This window comes from Halomonas rhizosphaerae (genome assembly GCF_030010555.1).
Taxonomy (GTDB): domain Bacteria; phylum Pseudomonadota; class Gammaproteobacteria; order Pseudomonadales; family Halomonadaceae; genus Halomonas; species Halomonas rhizosphaerae.
The window spans coordinates 74,946-88,548 of the sequence record NZ_JASCQP010000030.1 but is presented as its reverse complement, the minus strand read 5'-3'; the positions used below and the strand labels follow the sequence as shown (position 1 = coordinate 88,548).

The following is a 13,603-nucleotide window of genomic DNA, read 5'->3' as shown; positions in this document are numbered from 1 at the left end:
CGACGCTGATGGCAGTATGGCACTGGCATGCCCGGGACGCCCCGGGCGAACAACCGCGACGGCATGGCATCGAGCCAGGGGCCGAGGGTATCCTCCCGACAGGCACATGACAGCATTCCGGAGCCGGCCCGCATGCACACTCCCGCCCTCGCCATCACCCGCACGCCCCTGGTCGCCGTCTACGGCACCCTGAAGCGCGGGCTGCGCAACCACCACTGGCTGGAAGGCGCCCACTTCCTGGGGGCGGACGTCCTCACCTCGGCGACCCTCTACGACCTCGGGCCCTATCCCGCGGCCAAGCCCGAGGCCTCGCGGGGCATCGAGGTGGAGGTGTTCGAGGTCAGCGCTCGGCTGCTGGCCGGGCTGGATCGGCTCGAGGACTATCGGGTGCGGACGCCGAAGCATGGCGACTACGAGCGCGTCATCCAGGCCACCGCCTTCGGCCCCGCCTGGCTCTACCTCTACAACCGCGAGGTGGCCGGCTGCCCGGTGATCCGCGAAGGGGCCTGGCGGCCCCGATAGTCCTGCGGCTGTGGTATAAACGCGGACGCTAAGGAACCCCACCCGGAATGTCACCAAGGAGACGGCCATGGTCCGCTTCATGCTCTACCTCGCCGCGCTGGCCGGCCTGGCCTATGGCGGGCTCTACTTCTACTACGACGTGGAGGTCAAGCGCGCCCTCGACCAGCGCCTCGACGACCTCGGCCTCACCGCCGTGGAGGTCAGGCGCGTCGACTTCGCGCCCATGGCGCCCCTGGCCAGCGACAGCCGTGTCAGCGCCGAGGTGACCTACGGCGGCGCCGAGGCGAGCCTCGACATCCGCGTCATCGGCCATCCGGTGTTCTCCGACGAGACCCGCCTGGAGCTCGACAGCCTGCAGGCCCTGCGGCTGACCCTCGGCTCCGGCGGCTGATACGGCAGCTCTCGGCCCGACCGACGCCCGCTGCGTGGGACTCCCTTGTTGTGAAGCATTAGTGCGCATACGCTATACGCATATCCCTTCGCAACGGGAGACTGCACCATGTCGCCACTCTTCGATGTCACAGCACCCAAGAAACCCACCAATGTCAGCATCAACAGCGACCTGCTCCAACGCGCGAGGCGCCTGGGGATCAACCTCTCTGCCACCTTCGAGAGCGCACTGACCGAGCGGGTGCGTACCGCGCAGCAGGAGCAGTGGCGGCGGGAAAATGTAGCTGCCATCCGAGCCTACAATCGCACCGTGGAGGAGCACGGCACCTTCGGTGATGGCGAACGGCAGTTCTGATGGCCCAGTTCAACGCCTACGAAAACAGAAACCCGGCCTCGCGCGAACGCTATCCCTACCTGCTTGATATCCAGAGCGACCTGCTCGAAGAGCTATGCACGACTGTTGTCGTACCACTCTGCCCTGCCACTCAAGCCGAAAGCGTGCGAATGACCTACCTGAATCCCATCATCGAGATCGATGGTGAACGCTACATCGCCTTGACGCAGGAACTCGCCGGAATTGAAAGGAAGCGTCTCGGCAGAGCCGTGCATGACCTTGGCATGAATCGCGACCGGATCATGGCCGCTATCGACTTCCTGATGACCGGCATCTGATTCAACCTGCGGCCACCTATTATGGCGGCCTACCGATCCAGCCCCAGATACTTGATCCGGCGATACAGCGCCAGAAGAGTCCCACCGCCAAGCATCATGCCAAGGCCCGCCGCCACCACGAAAAGGGCGTCGTAGGCGACGGCGCCTGCAGCCGAGTAGGCCGCCACCAGCATGCCGACGTGGCGCACCACCAGGGTGAAACCGATCAGGAAGGTGCCGGCACGCACCAGGTCGTCATCCTTGACCCGCCCTGCCTCCTCTACCTCACCATGCAGCTTGCCAGCCAGCCGGCCGGCGAAGCACCAGAGCAGCACCCCGCCCACCATCGGCACCGCCACCGTGGCAACCAGCACCGGCAGCAGTTCACCGTACCAGCGCTCGCCGACATTTGGGCCGAGCAGCGCCGGCAGCAACGAGAACAGCGTGTTCAGGAAGAGATAGAGACCCAGCAGCCGGATCAGCAGGATGGAGAAGGGCTTCATGGGGCCTCCGGTAATTAGGCAGTCAGCCTGGCAGGTGCAACGTTCCTCTTCCCACGATCACTGCCTGTCCCGCAATGCGGATCGCAAGGTCGTCTTCGGTGCGCTCAACCTCGGCAAGGATGCGGCTTGGGCGACCCATCTCGATACCCTGTTCGATCCGCCAGTGCCATCGACCAACTCCCTTCTTCTGCGCCAGATGCCCCGTCAGGGCCGCGGCAGCACTGCCGGTCGCCGGGTCTTCGCGCACACCACCCTGGGTGGACAACATCCTGGCTCTCACGATTTCTGTTGCATCAGCCTGATTACCGGCCACATAGAGATAGATCTGATCCTGGCCGCTGGGTGACACCCATTCCGTCCAGGCACTCGGCGATGGCCGTGCCCTCTCGAGGGCTTCCAACGAATCGAGCTCGACCAGGTGATAGGGCACCCCGCAGGAGGCAAGCACCGGCTCGGGTTTGCCTCCAGCCCCAGCAGCTCAGCGGCGGCGGCCTGGTTCAAGGTGCTGGCCAGAATGCTGACCGCCTCTGCCGTGGTAAAACGGGCCAGTTCGTGCTCGATCTCCAAGACCAGGGGGCCGATGCCGGCCTCGAGAACCAGAGGATGGTCAGGCTCTGCCATGCCCAGCTCCACCAGCAGGTGGGCAGTGCCTACCGTCGGATGGCCAGCGAAGGGCAGTTCCGCGGTGGGCGTGAAGATGCGGATGGGATAACGATGCTGGTCGGTTGCCTCACCAACGAACACCGTCTCGGAGAGGTTCAGCTCGTTGGCGATGGCCTGCATGGTGCCGGTGTCCAGTTCGCTTTCGTGGGGGAAAACCGCCAGCGGGTTGCCAGCAAAGGCTCGGTCTGTGAAGACATCGAGCAGGAAGTATTCAGTCATACAGCCTCGCCTGAAACCCGAGCTTCAGAGCTGGCCAGCATGTTCATGATCAGCCGGACCATGATCTCCTTGTTGGCCGGGTCTGACTCGGCGATCAGCAGCGTCAGGGCGGCGAGGCCCACGTCGTTGACCACCACCTCGCCATAGGCATTGAGCAGGCGATCGTTGCGGTAGAGGAAGTCGACGAAGAGGTAGGCCGCGCTGCGCTTGTTGCCATCGGCGAAGGGGTGGTTCTTGACCACAAAGTAGAGCAGGTGCGCGGCCTTGGCCTCCACCGAGGGATAGGCCGGCTCGCCGAAGATCGTCTGGTCCAGGTTGCCGAGCAGCGAATCGAGGCCGTCGCCACGCTCGCGGGCGAACAGGTCTGTGGCCTCGCCCTTGGCGATCAGCTCTGCCTTCAGCGAAGCCAGCGCCGTGCGGGCCTCTTCCAGGGTCGGCAGCCGGCCACCAGCCTCGGCGCGAGGCTCGGTGAGCAGGCCCTCGTCGTAGCGCTGCAGCAGCAGGAAGGTCTGGGCATAGCGGGTGACAATATCCACCAAGCCCCGTCCGCTCGTGGCATCCAGCGCCGGGCTGCCGGCGGTCTTGCGCACCATGGCCATGGCGGCCTCCAGCTCGCGGGCGTTCTCCTCGAAGCGCTGGCGGTTCAGCGTCCAGCCCTGGGAGAGGTGCTCGCGCAGCACCCGGGTGGCCCATTGGCGGAACTGCACTGCGCACCGGGAGTTGACGCGATAGCCCACCGAGATGATGGCATCGAGGTTGTAGTGCTGAAGCTTGCGGCGCACCTGTCGCTTACCTTCCGTTCGAACTACTAAGAAATCCTTAGCAGTTGCCGGTTCTTCCAACTCCTTGTCCGCATATATGTTTTTCAGGTGCATCAGGACGTTCTCGGGCGTCGTATCGAAGACTTCGCCCATCTGCCGCTGCGTCAGCCAGACGGTATCTCGCTCGGCATCCAGCCGCACCTCGACCGCCTGGTCTGCCTCCTGGTAGATGACGATGGGTGCCTGGCTCTCGGTGCTCATGCCGTCGCCTCCTCCACCGCTGCCTCGGCCTCCCTGACCGTCAGCTCGCCGGAGAAGGCGTTCTGCAGCAGGGACTGCTTCAGTTCACCAAAATTGGCGTAAGCGACGCGGCGCTGCAAGAGATAATCCCGGTGATTGAGGAAGAGCAGCCAGGAGGTCTGCTCGGTGTAGTCCAGCTCGGTGGCGCAGCCGGCCTCCTTCCACAGCACGTCCTCGATGTTCTTGAAGGTCTGCTCGAACATGGGGGGGTCGCGGTTCCTTGCGATGAGAATCGTGGGGGCAATGCTACGCCGCGGCATCAGCCTGTGCCAATCGCCCGTGGCGGAGAGATTCGCGCTGCCAGCAGCGCTCCCACGAAGATCGGCTGAGTGCCTGGAATGGGCACGGTGGCAACCACAGGGATTCGCGAAGCAAGCTTCGCTCCCACGAAGACCCGCTGGGTGCCGAGTGAGTGTGGTGACGACGGAGAGGTTCGCGCTGCCAGCAGCGCGCCCACGAAGATCAGTCGGATGCCATGCGTAGGGCTCCCACGAAAACCGGAAAGTGGCGTGATATGCTCGGGGGCACATCAACCGGCATCCCTGCCGAACATCAAGGAGAGCAACATGGCTCAGGCAAGCGCACGTCATATCCTGGTGGACAGCGAAGCGAAGTGTAATGAACTCAAGGCCGAGATCGAGGGCGGTCGCGACTTCGCCGAGGTCGCCCGCGAGCACTCCTCCTGCCCGTCCGGCAAGCAGGGCGGCGAGCTCGGCACCTTCGGCCCGGGCCAGATGGTGCCGGAGTTCGACAAGGCGGTCTTCGAGGGGGAAGTGGGCAAGGTGCAGGGCCCAGTAAAGACCCAGTTCGGTTACCACCTGCTGGAGGTCACCGAGCGCAGCTGATCTCCTGACTCGCCGGGATCGACGCCGTGCATGGCCGCCATGCACGGCTTTTTCTTGTACAACCCCTGTATCATCCGGCCAGTCGCGCTAGGATGGAGGGCATCAGCGATCACCACAGGAGAAGCAGAGAATGAACGACGAGGCCTTTCAACAGAGCATCCGCAAGCTGCTGAAGACGGTGGGCGTCACTACCCAGCAGGAGATCGAGAAGGCCGTGCAGCGAGGGCTCGCCGAAGGACACCTCAAGGGCAACGAGAGGCTGCCGGCACGGGTGACCGTGGAGGTGGATGGCTTGAACCTGGCGCTCGACTTCGACGGGGACATCACCCTTGAGTGATGCGCCTATGATCCAGGTCGAGGGGCTCTCGAAGACCTTCGCCGATGGCTTCAAGGCGCTGGTGGATGTCGACCTCACGATCCAGCGGGGCGAGATCTTCGCCCTGCTCGGCCCCAACGGCGCGGGCAAGACGACCCTGATCAGCGTGATCTGCGGCCTGGTCAACGCCAGCAGCGGCCGAGTCCTGGTGGATGGTCACGACAACGTCGGCGACTACCGCGCCGCACGGGCGTTGATCGGCCTGGTACCCCAGGAGCTGACCAACGAGGCCTTCACCACGGTGTGGGACACGGTGAGCTTCAGCCGCGGGCTGTTCGGCAAGCCGCAGGACCCGGCGCACATCGAGAAGGTACTGCGCTCACTGACGCTGTGGGAGAAGCGCAACAGCCGGCTGCTGGAGCTCTCCGGTGGCATGAAGCGCCGGGTGCTGATCGCCAAGGCGCTCTCCCACGAGCCCCAGGTGCTGTTCCTGGACGAGCCCACCGCGGGCGTGGACGTGGAACTGCGCCGCGAGATGTGGGAGGTGGTGCGCGGGCTGCGCGACCAGGGGGTGACCATCATCCTCACCACCCACTACATCGAGGAGGCCGAGGAGATGGCCGACCGCATCGGGGTAATCCGCCGCGGGGAGATCGTGCTGGTGGAGAACACCCACGCGCTGATGCGCAAGCTCGGCAGCAAGGAGCTGACCCTGCACCTGCAGGAGCCGCTGCAGGCGGTGCCGGAGTCGCTGGCGGGCCACGGCCTGGCACTCGCCAACGAGGGCCATGCGCTGGTCTACAGCTACGATGCCGCCAGTCAGCGGGGGGGCTCGACGATCTCGGGACTGCTGGCCGACCTCGAGGCAGTGGGGCTGCGGGTCAAGGACCTGCACACCCGCCAGAGTTCGCTGGAGGACATCTTCGTCAGCCTGGTCCAGGAGCGACACTGAGCATGAAGCGTTTCAACCTGCAATCCGTCAAGACCCTCTATCTCGCCGAGATGGCGCGCAGCCTGCGCACCGTGCTGCAGAGTATCGTCTCGCCGGTGATCTCTACCTCGCTCTACTTCGTGGTGTTCGGCGCGGCCATCGGCACGCGGATCAGTGAGGTGGATGGCATCAGCTATGGCGCCTTCATCGTGCCGGGCCTGATCATGCTGATGCTGCTCACCCAGAGCGTCTCCAACGCCTCCTTCGGCATCTTCTTCCCGCGCTTCTCGGGCTCGATCTACGAGATCCTCTCGGCGCCGATGTCCTATGTCGAGGTGGTGCTGGGCTATGTAGGCGCGGCGGCGACCAAGTCGCTGATCCTCGGCGCCATCGTGCTGGTCACGGCGCGGCTCTTCGTGCCCTACTCCATCGACCATCCGCTGATGATGGTGGTGTTCCTGGTGCTTACCGCGCTGACCTTCAGCCTGCTCGGCTTCATCATCGGCATCTGGGCCGACGGCTTCGAGAAGCTGCAACTGGTGCCGCTGCTGGTGATCACCCCCCTGACCTTCCTGGGCGGCACCTTCTACTCCATCGACATGCTGCCGCCCTTCTGGCAGGCGGTGACCCTGGCCAACCCGGTGGTCTACCTGATCAGCGGCTTCCGCTGGAGCTTCTACGGCATCAGCGATGTCAGCCCGCTGGTCAGCCTGGGCATGATCCTGCTGTTCCTGGCCGCGGCGCTCGCGGTGGTGGGCTGGATCTTCCGCAGCGGCTACCGCCTGAAGCCCTGACCCCTCACGCGCTGATCAGGGTCCCGGCCTGGCCATCGAGAATACGGCCGGCGTCCTCCAGCGCCCCGATACCGGCGACGCCACCCCGGGCCAGGACGAACTCACAGGCGGCCGCCACCTTGGGGCCCATAGAGCCCGGCGCGAAGGTCCGGCTGGCCAGGTCGCCCGGCGTGACTCGGCCCAACGGCCGGGGCGCCGGGCCACCCCAGCCATCGTAGACCGCCGCCACGTCGGTCAGCAGCAGCAGGGCATCGGCGTCCAGCCGCGCCGCCAGTAGCCCGGCGGCATGATCCTTGTCGATGACCGCCTCCACGCCCTCCAGGCGTCCGCCGACCCCGCGCACCGTGGGAATGCCGCCACCCCCCGCACAGATCACCACCACCCCGGCCTCCATCAGGCGGCGGATGATGTCGATGGGCAGGATGCGCCGCGGCAGCGGCGAGGCGACCACGCGCCGCCAGTGGCCGGTGGCCTCCTCGACGAAGGCCCAGCCCTTCTCGGCCTTGAGCCGCTGCATGGTGTCGCGGTCGTAGCCGGGACCGATGGCCTTGGACGGGGTCAGGAAGGCGGGGTCGTCGGCATCCACCTCGACCCGGGTCAGCAGGCTGGCGCAGCTGGCACCGGGCGGCATCGCGTTGAGCAGCTCGGCCTCGATCAGGTAGCCGATGATGCCCTCGGTCGCGGCGTCCAGCACGTCCAGCGGATAGGGGGCGACCTCGGCGTAGGCCTGCGCCTGGAGGGCCAGCAGGCCCACCTGGGGGCCGTTGCCATGGGTCACCACCAGCTGGTGGCGGCCGGCGAGCTCGGCCAGGGCGACCGCCGCGCGCCGCACGTTGTGGCGCTGGTTGTCGATGGTCATGGGCTCGCCACGCCGCAACAGGGCATTGCCGCCCAGGGCTACCACGATTCGCATGCAAGCCGCCTCCGGCGTGGGTGTGTTCGGGGCCTCGATGTCGGGTCACGCGGCAGGACGAGGCCCGGACAAGGCGCAGGCGCGGTCTCGGCGACGTCCCCTTTCATCAGCATAGTCCGGTGCTGGGCTGCCACGACCCTCGACCAGCCCCGAGCCCCGAGGCCGGCTATCGAGGTGCGCCCGGGGCGGGTATCATCGCCCTCCTCGCCACCTCACCGCGGAGCTCCCATGCCGATCCTGCACAGCATCATCCATCGCATCGACAAGGCCGCCGGCGAGGCGCCGATGAGCCTGGTGCCCGCCACGGCGGAGCTGCCCCCCTCCCCGGCCCTGGACGACCTGCTGGCCGGCTTCAACGATGCCTTCAATGCCAAGCCCAAGGCCTGGGGCCACTTCGCCGAGACGACGCCCGAGGGCGAGGTGAGCTCACCCTTCGCCAGCGAGCTTTCCGACTACCTCGACGGGGGCCGCGACTTCGTCGCCTTCTCCCGCGACCTGGCGGGCCGAATCGCCGAACTGGTCGGCGCTCACCTCTCGCTCTCCGGCGACCTGCTGGTGCTCCACCACCAGTTCGGCGACACCCGCTACCTGAGCCTTGCGCTGCTGCACCATCGAGAGGGCTTCGGCATCGACGCCAACCTCGCCGTGGTACCTGTGCGCCAGCTTAATCTGGCGCAGATGACCCTGGCGGCACGCCTCAACCTCAACCAGTGGCAGGCCGGAGCCTCGAAGCAGTACCTCTCCTGGACCCGCGACCGCGGCGGCAAGAAGCTCGCCGAGGGGTTCGCCACCCTGCTCGGCGCCGAGGAGGGCGTGGATGCCAGCGGCGAGACCCGCACCCTGCTCAAGGCCTTCAGCGACTACGTCGAGCGGGAGGACCTGCCCGAGGATGCCAGCCGCGAAAAGACCGACGCGCTGATCGACTACGCCAGCGACCAGGCCCGCCGCGGCGAGCCGATGACCCTGGAGGCGCTCTCGGAGGTCCTCGACGAGCAGCAGCCGAAGGCCTTCTACGACCATATCCGCAACGCCGACTATGGCCTCTCCCCGGAGATCCCGCCGGACCGGCGCACCCTCAGCCAGTTCCGCCGCTTCACCGGCCGCGCCGGCGGCGTGTCGATCAGCTTCGATTCCTACCTGCTCGGCTCCGGCGTGGAATACGACGAGGACCAGGACCGGCTGATCATCAAGCAGGTGCCCAGGCAGCTGCGCGAACAGCTCAAGCGCCAGGGCTGAGCACGGGCCGGCACTCGACCACCATGCCGTGTCCCGGAGGGCGCACATCCCGCTATGCTGAAGCCCTGACCCATGTCACTGCGGGAGAGCCGCCATGCGCCGCATCCTTATCCTTCAGGGCCACCCCGATGCCAACGCCCCCCACCTGCTGCATGTCCTGGCCGAGCACTACCGCCTGGGTGCGGAGACGGCGGGGCACGAGGTGCGCACGGTGAGGGTAACCGACCTGGACTTCCCGCTGCTGCGCAGCCAGCAGGCCTGGACCGAGGAACGCATGCCCGCCTCGCTCGACGAGGCAGCGGACGCCATCCGCTGGTGCGAGCACCTGGTGTTGTTCTTCCCGCTGTGGCTCGGCGACATGCCGGCGCTGGTGAAGGGGTTCCTCGAACAGGTGATGCGACCGCACTTCGCCTTCGAGTACGAGAAAGGCAACCCCCTGGGCCGCAAGGGGCTGAAGGGACGCTCGGCGCGCGTCGTGGTGACCATGGGCATGCCGGCAGCGATCTACCGCCACCTCTATCGCGCCCACAGCGTCAGGTCGCTGGAACGCAATATCCTGGGGTTCGTGGGCTTCGCACCGGTGCGCGAGACACTGATCGGTTCGGTGGAGGCGCTCGATGCGGACGACTGTCGCAAGTGGTTCACCCGCCTGGAGAAGATGGGTGCCAAGGCAGAATAACCGCTGAGTTCCCTCTAGTACGTGACTCACACTTGCTCTGTAAGCGATCGCTTACAAGAACCGTGAGCCTACTGTGACACTTGCGCGAGGTGACTGGCGGGAAGCGGAAATTGCCACCATGCTTCCCCGGTACCGCTGCCGTTTGAGCAGGCACCACGGCAGGACTTCCATCAGACGACCCACTCAAGGGAAATGGGCGGCCGTTGTCATGACTGTCATGAAAATGGACGCCGTCCCTCAAGGAAGTGCGAATGGCTACCGACGCAGGGAATGCCAATGAACTCGATTGGCGTGGCGAGTTTCGGGACTCCGCCAAGGAGGCCCTGTTCCGCCGCACCATGCAGGCCCACGACGCCTGCCAGCTGCGTCATGCCCTGGTGGTAGCCACCGTCCTCTTCCTCGCCTTCAGCCTGACGGATTTCAGCCTGCTGGGATCGAGTACCACCTTCCTGGTGCTGCTGGCCATGCGTGCTACGGTCGCCGCAAGCTTCCTGCTGCTGGCCCTGGCGGTATGGCGGCGCCCCTCCCTGGCCCAGACTCCAATGCCGATCAACCTGGTCTGCCTGCTGGCCGTCAGTGGCGTGCTGCTCACCATCCCCCTGAAGCCGGATGACCTCGTGACCAGCCTCGCCTCGATCGTGACTGCCAGCATGGCTCTCTACCTCTTCATACCCAACCGGCTGCCCTGGATGCTGGCCAGCAACGCCTACCTGCTCGGCGGCTTCCTTATCTTGGTGGTCGTGTGGTCACCGCTGCCCGGCGGGGTCCTGGCGAACAGCCTGCTGCTGTTGGGCTTCGTCAACCTGCTCTGCTGGCTGACGGTCTCGCGGATCCACCGGCTGCAACGCGCCCAGTTTGCCAGCCTGCTGGAGGAGCGCGCGATCAACCGCCGGCTGAAGGAGGAGATCGAGGAGCGCAATCAGTTGGAACAGCGCCTGCGTCATATGGCCAGGACCGACGAGCTGACGGGGATCACCAACCGCCGGCGCTTCTTCGAACTGGCCGAACAGGAGCGTCGCAGGGCCCACCGTGACGGTACCCCCCTGTCGCTGTGCATGGTGGATATCGACTACTTCAAGGCCATCAACGACATACATGGCCATGCCATCGGCGACCTGGCGCTGACGGTGGTCGCCGCCCGCTGCCAGTCGGTACTGCGCGAGAGCGACATCATCGGCCGCTACGGCGGAGAGGAGTTCGTCATCGCCCTGCCCCTGGCCAACCTCTTGACCGCCCGGGAGATCGCCGAACGACTGCGTCAGGCCGTCTGCCGGCAACCCCTGGAGGTCAAGGGCGTGGTGCTGGACCTGACGGTCACGGTCGGCATCAGCCGTGTCGACGATGGCGAGATGACCCTCGACCCAGGCCTGCTGCGCGCCGACCGGGCCCTCTATGCCGGCAAGGAGAGCGGGCGCAACTGCGTGGTGATGACACCCCAGGGTCCCGAGCTGACCCTGCTGGAGAGCGTACCGACGGCCGTCACGCCAGGTGCGGTCCGAGCCACTGCCTCAGTTGCGGCCCCTGCAGCAATCCCGGCTGGCGGGCGACTTCCCGGCCGTTCCTGAAGACGATCAGGGTGGGAATGCTGCGGATGCCGAAACGCGCCGCCAGCACCTGCTCGGCCTCGGTATCGAGCTTGGCGAAGCGCAGGCGGGGCTCGAGGTCACGAGCGGCCTCGGCGAAGATCGGCGCCATCATCTTGCAGGGCCCACACCAGCTGGCCCAGAAGTCCACCACCACCGGCAGCTCGCTGCGCTCCACCAGGGCCGGGAAGTTGGCCGCGGTGAGCGCCACCGGCTCGCCGGTGAACAGCGCCTGCTTGCACTTTCCGCATTTCGGCCCGTGGCCCAGGCGCTCCCGGGCCACGCGATTGATGGCCCCGCAGTGGGGGCAGCCCAGGGTAAGGGAATCGGCCATCTCGCTCTCCATACGGGAAGGGTTTCCCGCACTATGCTGGCGCCCGGCGGGCGCTTCAAGCGGCATCGCGTCGCAGGCTGTCATTCCCCGCCATGCAGTGGCTTGCCCGGGCTGCTATCGTCGCGGCAACACTCCCCGACCCTGCCGCCGAGACTGCCATGGCCACACGACCCGACCCCCGCGTGCTGCTGAGCCTGCTGGCCCTGCTGCGCCCCTATCGCTGGCGCCTGGTGCTGGCCGCCCTGGCGCTGCTCGCCGCCGCGGCCAGCGTGCTGCTGCTCGGCCAGGGGCTTCGGCTGGTCATCGACCAGGGGTTCATAGCGCAGGATCGCGCACGGCTCAACCAGGCCCTCGGCCTGATGCTCGGGGTGGTGGCGGTACTGGCGATGGCCTCGGCGCTGCGCTACTACCTGGTCACCTGGATCGGCGAGCGGCTGGCGGCCGACCTGCGGCGCCGGGTCTTCGACCACCTGCTCGAGCTCGAGCCCGGCTTCTTCGAGAGCAGTGCCGGGGAGAGCGGCGGCGCCGGGGAGATCACCTCGCGGCTGACGGCGGACACCAGCGTGCTGCAGAGCCTGTTCGGCTCGTCGATCTCACTGGCGCTGCGTAACCTGCTGATGCTGGTCGGGTCGGTGGCACTGATGCTGGTGACCCAGCCGTGGCTATCGGCCATCGTGCTGCTGGGCATCCCCGCCACCGTGCTTCCGATCCTCTGGTTCGGACGCCGGGTGCGACGCCTCTCGCGCTTCAGCCAGGACCGGGTGGCGGAGCTCGGCCGCTATGCCGGCGAGGCCCTGGCCGGCATCCGCACCGTCCAGGCCTTCACCCACGAGGCACACGATCGCCAGGCCTATGGGGCACGGGTCGAGGAGGCCTTCGCCACCGCCGTGGCCCGCACTCGCCAGCGTGCCTGGCTGACGGGCATTGCCATGCTGGCGGTCTTCGCCGCGGTCGCCGTGATGCTCTGGCAGGGCGGCCAGGCGGTCCTGGCCGGCAGCATGACCGCCGGCGAGCTCTCGGCCTTCGTCTTCTATGCCGTGCTGGCGGCGGGCGCCGTGGCGACGCTGGCCGAGGTCGCGGGCGACGTTCAGCGCGCCGCCGGGGCCGCCGAGCGCCTGCTGGAACTGCTGGAGGCACGACCGACGATTCGGGCGCCTGCGCGTCCCGTACCGCTGCCCAGGCCGCTCTCCGGCGAGATTCATCTGGAGGCTGTGAGCTTCACCTATCCCGGCCGCGAATCCCCAGCGCTGGAGGCGCTCGACCTGCGGGTCCTCCCGGGCGAGCGGGTGGCGCTGGTGGGGCCCTCCGGAGCCGGCAAGAGCACCCTGCTCGCGCTGCTGCTGCGCTTCCATGACCCGGACCGGGGCTCCCTGCGACTGGACGGCATCGACCTGCGCGACCTGGACCCACGCGAACTGCGCTCGGCGCTGGGCCTGGTGGCCCAGGAGCCGGTACTCTTCACCGGCACCGTGGCCGAGAACCTGCGCTTCGGCTGGCCCAGGGCCAACCTCGAGGACCTGCGCAGGGCCGCCGGGGATGCCAATGCCCTGGACTTCATCGAGGCCCTGCCCCGGGGATTCGACACCTCGCTCGGCCCCGGCGGCGTGCAGCTCTCCGGCGGACAGCGCCAGCGCCTGGCCATCGCCCGGGCGCTGCTCAAGGCGCCCCGGGTGCTGCTGCTCGACGAGGCGACCAGCGCCCTTGACGCGGAGAGCGAACGGCTGGTGCAGCAGGCCCTGGACCGGCTGATGGTGGGCCGCACCAGCCTGGTGATCGCCCATCGCCTGGCCACCGTGGTCGCCGCCGACCGCCTGCTGGTGCTGGACCAGGGCCGGCTGGTGGCCAGCGGCCGCCACGAGGACCTTCTCGAATCGAGTCCGCTCTACCGCCACCTGGCCGAGCTGCAGTTCGGGCGCCATCCCGCGGCCGCCATGACCGACTCCCCTTCGCTCCCCTGACCGGG

Annotated in this window: 18 protein-coding genes and 1 pseudogene; 12 read left to right on the top strand and 7 right to left on the bottom strand. The window is 67.1% G+C overall.

What is annotated here, in order from left to right; genetic code table 11:
• The first annotated feature begins 132 nt into the window (after positions 1–132).
• The 4 genes from QLQ83_RS14640 to QLQ83_RS14625 all read left to right on the top strand — a co-directional run bounded on the left by QLQ83_RS14640 (position 133) and on the right by QLQ83_RS14625 (position 1,584).
• Complete coding sequence (locus QLQ83_RS14640; RefSeq protein ID WP_282736253.1) at positions 133–522, top strand: gamma-glutamylcyclotransferase family protein; 390 nt, start codon at positions 133–135, stop codon at positions 520–522.
• A gap of 67 nt (positions 523–589) precedes the next feature.
• The gene (locus QLQ83_RS14635) at positions 590–913 is read left to right on the top strand and encodes a hypothetical protein (RefSeq protein ID WP_282736252.1); all 324 of its coding nucleotides are present in this window, start codon (positions 590–592) and stop codon (positions 911–913) included.
• Between the two features lie 108 nt (positions 914–1,021).
• Positions 1,022–1,267, top strand: coding sequence for a type II toxin-antitoxin system CcdA family antitoxin (locus QLQ83_RS14630; protein WP_282736251.1), 246 nt, complete (start codon positions 1,022–1,024; stop codon positions 1,265–1,267).
• A complete protein-coding gene (locus QLQ83_RS14625) occupies positions 1,267–1,584 on the top strand; it encodes a CcdB family protein (RefSeq protein WP_282736250.1) in 318 nt (105 codons plus the stop codon). Before QLQ83_RS14630 ends, QLQ83_RS14625 begins: the two co-directional genes overlap by 1 nt.
• Before the next feature lie 29 nt (positions 1,585–1,613).
• On the opposite strand, the gene QLQ83_RS14620 is transcribed toward QLQ83_RS14625, so the two are convergent.
• From QLQ83_RS14620 to QLQ83_RS14600, 5 genes and pseudogenes are all read right to left on the bottom strand, one after another.
• Positions 1,614–2,066, bottom strand: a complete 453-nt coding sequence (locus QLQ83_RS14620; RefSeq protein ID WP_282736249.1) for a hypothetical protein — start codon at positions 2,064–2,066, stop codon at positions 1,614–1,616.
• Between the two features lie 22 nt (positions 2,067–2,088).
• Positions 2,089–2,496 carry a PhzF family phenazine biosynthesis protein gene (locus QLQ83_RS14615; RefSeq protein ID WP_282736248.1) on the bottom strand — a complete coding sequence of 136 codons (408 nt, stop codon included), beginning with the start codon at positions 2,494–2,496 and terminating at the stop codon, positions 2,089–2,091.
• A 95-nt stretch (positions 2,497–2,591) separates the two neighbouring features.
• A pseudogene (locus QLQ83_RS14610) lies at positions 2,592–2,948 on the bottom strand (PhzF family phenazine biosynthesis protein); the annotation flags it as partial.
• A complete protein-coding gene (gene rhuM / locus QLQ83_RS14605; protein WP_282736247.1) occupies positions 2,945–3,970 on the bottom strand; it encodes a RhuM family protein in 1,026 nt (341 codons plus the stop codon). The pseudogene QLQ83_RS14610 and the gene rhuM, both read right to left, overlap by 4 nt.
• A complete protein-coding gene (locus QLQ83_RS14600; protein ID WP_282736246.1) occupies positions 3,967–4,212 on the bottom strand; it encodes a hypothetical protein in 246 nt (81 codons plus the stop codon). Before QLQ83_RS14600 ends, rhuM begins: the two co-directional genes overlap by 4 nt.
• A 363-nt stretch (positions 4,213–4,575) precedes the next feature.
• Between QLQ83_RS14600 and QLQ83_RS14595 the strand changes: the two genes are divergently transcribed.
• The 4 genes from QLQ83_RS14595 (at position 4,576) to QLQ83_RS14580 (ending at position 6,895) form a co-directional block, all read left to right on the top strand.
• The gene (locus QLQ83_RS14595; protein WP_106229285.1) at positions 4,576–4,854 is read left to right on the top strand and encodes a peptidylprolyl isomerase; all 279 of its coding nucleotides are present in this window, start codon (positions 4,576–4,578) and stop codon (positions 4,852–4,854) included.
• A gap of 130 nt (positions 4,855–4,984) precedes the next feature.
• Positions 4,985–5,191 (top strand): DUF6494 family protein, encoded by a 207-nt coding sequence (locus QLQ83_RS14590; protein ID WP_282736245.1) that lies wholly within the window; start codon positions 4,985–4,987, stop codon positions 5,189–5,191.
• A 7-nt stretch (positions 5,192–5,198) separates the two neighbouring features.
• Entirely contained in the window at positions 5,199–6,122 is a 924-nt protein-coding gene (locus QLQ83_RS14585) for an ABC transporter ATP-binding protein (RefSeq protein WP_282736279.1), read from the top strand.
• Positions 6,123–6,124: 2 nt separating this feature from the next.
• On the top strand, positions 6,125–6,895 hold the full coding sequence (locus tag QLQ83_RS14580; RefSeq protein ID WP_282736244.1) for an ABC transporter permease: 771 nt from the start codon (positions 6,125–6,127) through the stop codon (positions 6,893–6,895).
• Between the two features lie 4 nt (positions 6,896–6,899).
• Here QLQ83_RS14580 and QLQ83_RS14575 read toward each other — a convergent pair whose 3' ends face one another.
• Positions 6,900–7,808 (bottom strand): carbamate kinase, encoded by a 909-nt coding sequence (locus QLQ83_RS14575; protein WP_282736243.1) that lies wholly within the window; start codon positions 7,806–7,808, stop codon positions 6,900–6,902.
• 228 nt (positions 7,809–8,036) lie between these two features.
• Between QLQ83_RS14575 and yejK the strand changes: the two genes are divergently transcribed.
• The 3 genes from yejK to QLQ83_RS14560 all read left to right on the top strand — a co-directional run bounded on the left by yejK (position 8,037) and on the right by QLQ83_RS14560 (position 11,288).
• Positions 8,037–9,044 carry a nucleoid-associated protein YejK gene (gene yejK, locus QLQ83_RS14570; RefSeq protein ID WP_282736242.1) on the top strand — a complete coding sequence of 336 codons (1,008 nt, stop codon included), beginning with the start codon at positions 8,037–8,039 and terminating at the stop codon, positions 9,042–9,044.
• A 94-nt stretch (positions 9,045–9,138) separates the two neighbouring features.
• On the top strand, positions 9,139–9,723 hold the full coding sequence (locus QLQ83_RS14565; RefSeq protein WP_282736241.1) for an NAD(P)H-dependent oxidoreductase: 585 nt from the start codon (positions 9,139–9,141) through the stop codon (positions 9,721–9,723).
• Positions 9,724–9,974: 251 nt separating this feature from the next.
• Entirely contained in the window at positions 9,975–11,288 is a 1,314-nt protein-coding gene (locus tag QLQ83_RS14560; RefSeq protein ID WP_282736240.1) for a GGDEF domain-containing protein, read from the top strand.
• On the opposite strand, the gene trxC is transcribed toward QLQ83_RS14560, so the two are convergent.
• A complete protein-coding gene (trxC, locus tag QLQ83_RS14555; protein WP_282736239.1) occupies positions 11,203–11,640 on the bottom strand; it encodes a thioredoxin TrxC in 438 nt (145 codons plus the stop codon). The two genes, QLQ83_RS14560 and trxC, sit on opposite strands and share 86 nt — an antisense overlap.
• A gap of 158 nt (positions 11,641–11,798) precedes the next feature.
• On the opposite strand from trxC, the gene QLQ83_RS14550 reads away from it, so the two are divergent.
• A complete protein-coding gene (locus QLQ83_RS14550; RefSeq protein WP_282736238.1) occupies positions 11,799–13,598 on the top strand; it encodes an ABC transporter transmembrane domain-containing protein in 1,800 nt (599 codons plus the stop codon).
• Positions 13,599–13,603 lie beyond the last annotated feature (5 nt).

Excerpts from the sequence above, each read along its gene's own strand:
- QLQ83_RS14640 (WP_282736253.1), top strand. The coding sequence starts at position 133 with ATGCACACTCCCGCCCTCGCCATCACCCGCACGCCCCTGGTCGCCGTC.
- QLQ83_RS14635 (WP_282736252.1), top strand. The coding sequence starts at position 590 with ATGGTCCGCTTCATGCTCTACCTCGCCGCGCTGGCCGGCCTGGCCTAT.
- QLQ83_RS14630 (WP_282736251.1), top strand. The coding sequence starts at position 1,022 with ATGTCGCCACTCTTCGATGTCACAGCACCCAAGAAACCCACCAATGTC.
- QLQ83_RS14625 (WP_282736250.1), top strand. The coding sequence starts at position 1,267 with ATGGCCCAGTTCAACGCCTACGAAAACAGAAACCCGGCCTCGCGCGAA.
- QLQ83_RS14620 (WP_282736249.1), bottom strand. The coding sequence starts at position 2,066 with ATGAAGCCCTTCTCCATCCTGCTGATCCGGCTGCTGGGTCTCTATCTC.
- rhuM (WP_282736247.1), bottom strand. The coding sequence starts at position 3,970 with ATGAGCACCGAGAGCCAGGCACCCATCGTCATCTACCAGGAGGCAGAC.
- QLQ83_RS14600 (WP_282736246.1), bottom strand. The coding sequence starts at position 4,212 with ATGTTCGAGCAGACCTTCAAGAACATCGAGGACGTGCTGTGGAAGGAG.
- QLQ83_RS14595 (WP_106229285.1), top strand. The coding sequence starts at position 4,576 with ATGGCTCAGGCAAGCGCACGTCATATCCTGGTGGACAGCGAAGCGAAG.
- QLQ83_RS14590 (WP_282736245.1), top strand. The coding sequence starts at position 4,985 with ATGAACGACGAGGCCTTTCAACAGAGCATCCGCAAGCTGCTGAAGACG.
- QLQ83_RS14585 (WP_282736279.1), top strand. The coding sequence starts at position 5,199 with ATGATCCAGGTCGAGGGGCTCTCGAAGACCTTCGCCGATGGCTTCAAG.
- QLQ83_RS14580 (WP_282736244.1), top strand. The coding sequence starts at position 6,125 with ATGAAGCGTTTCAACCTGCAATCCGTCAAGACCCTCTATCTCGCCGAG.
- QLQ83_RS14575 (WP_282736243.1), bottom strand. The coding sequence starts at position 7,808 with ATGCGAATCGTGGTAGCCCTGGGCGGCAATGCCCTGTTGCGGCGTGGC.
- yejK (WP_282736242.1), top strand. The coding sequence starts at position 8,037 with ATGCCGATCCTGCACAGCATCATCCATCGCATCGACAAGGCCGCCGGC.
- QLQ83_RS14565 (WP_282736241.1), top strand. The coding sequence starts at position 9,139 with ATGCGCCGCATCCTTATCCTTCAGGGCCACCCCGATGCCAACGCCCCC.
- QLQ83_RS14560 (WP_282736240.1), top strand. The coding sequence starts at position 9,975 with ATGGCTACCGACGCAGGGAATGCCAATGAACTCGATTGGCGTGGCGAG.
- trxC (WP_282736239.1), bottom strand. The coding sequence starts at position 11,640 with ATGGCCGATTCCCTTACCCTGGGCTGCCCCCACTGCGGGGCCATCAAT.
- QLQ83_RS14550 (WP_282736238.1), top strand. The coding sequence starts at position 11,799 with ATGGCCACACGACCCGACCCCCGCGTGCTGCTGAGCCTGCTGGCCCTG.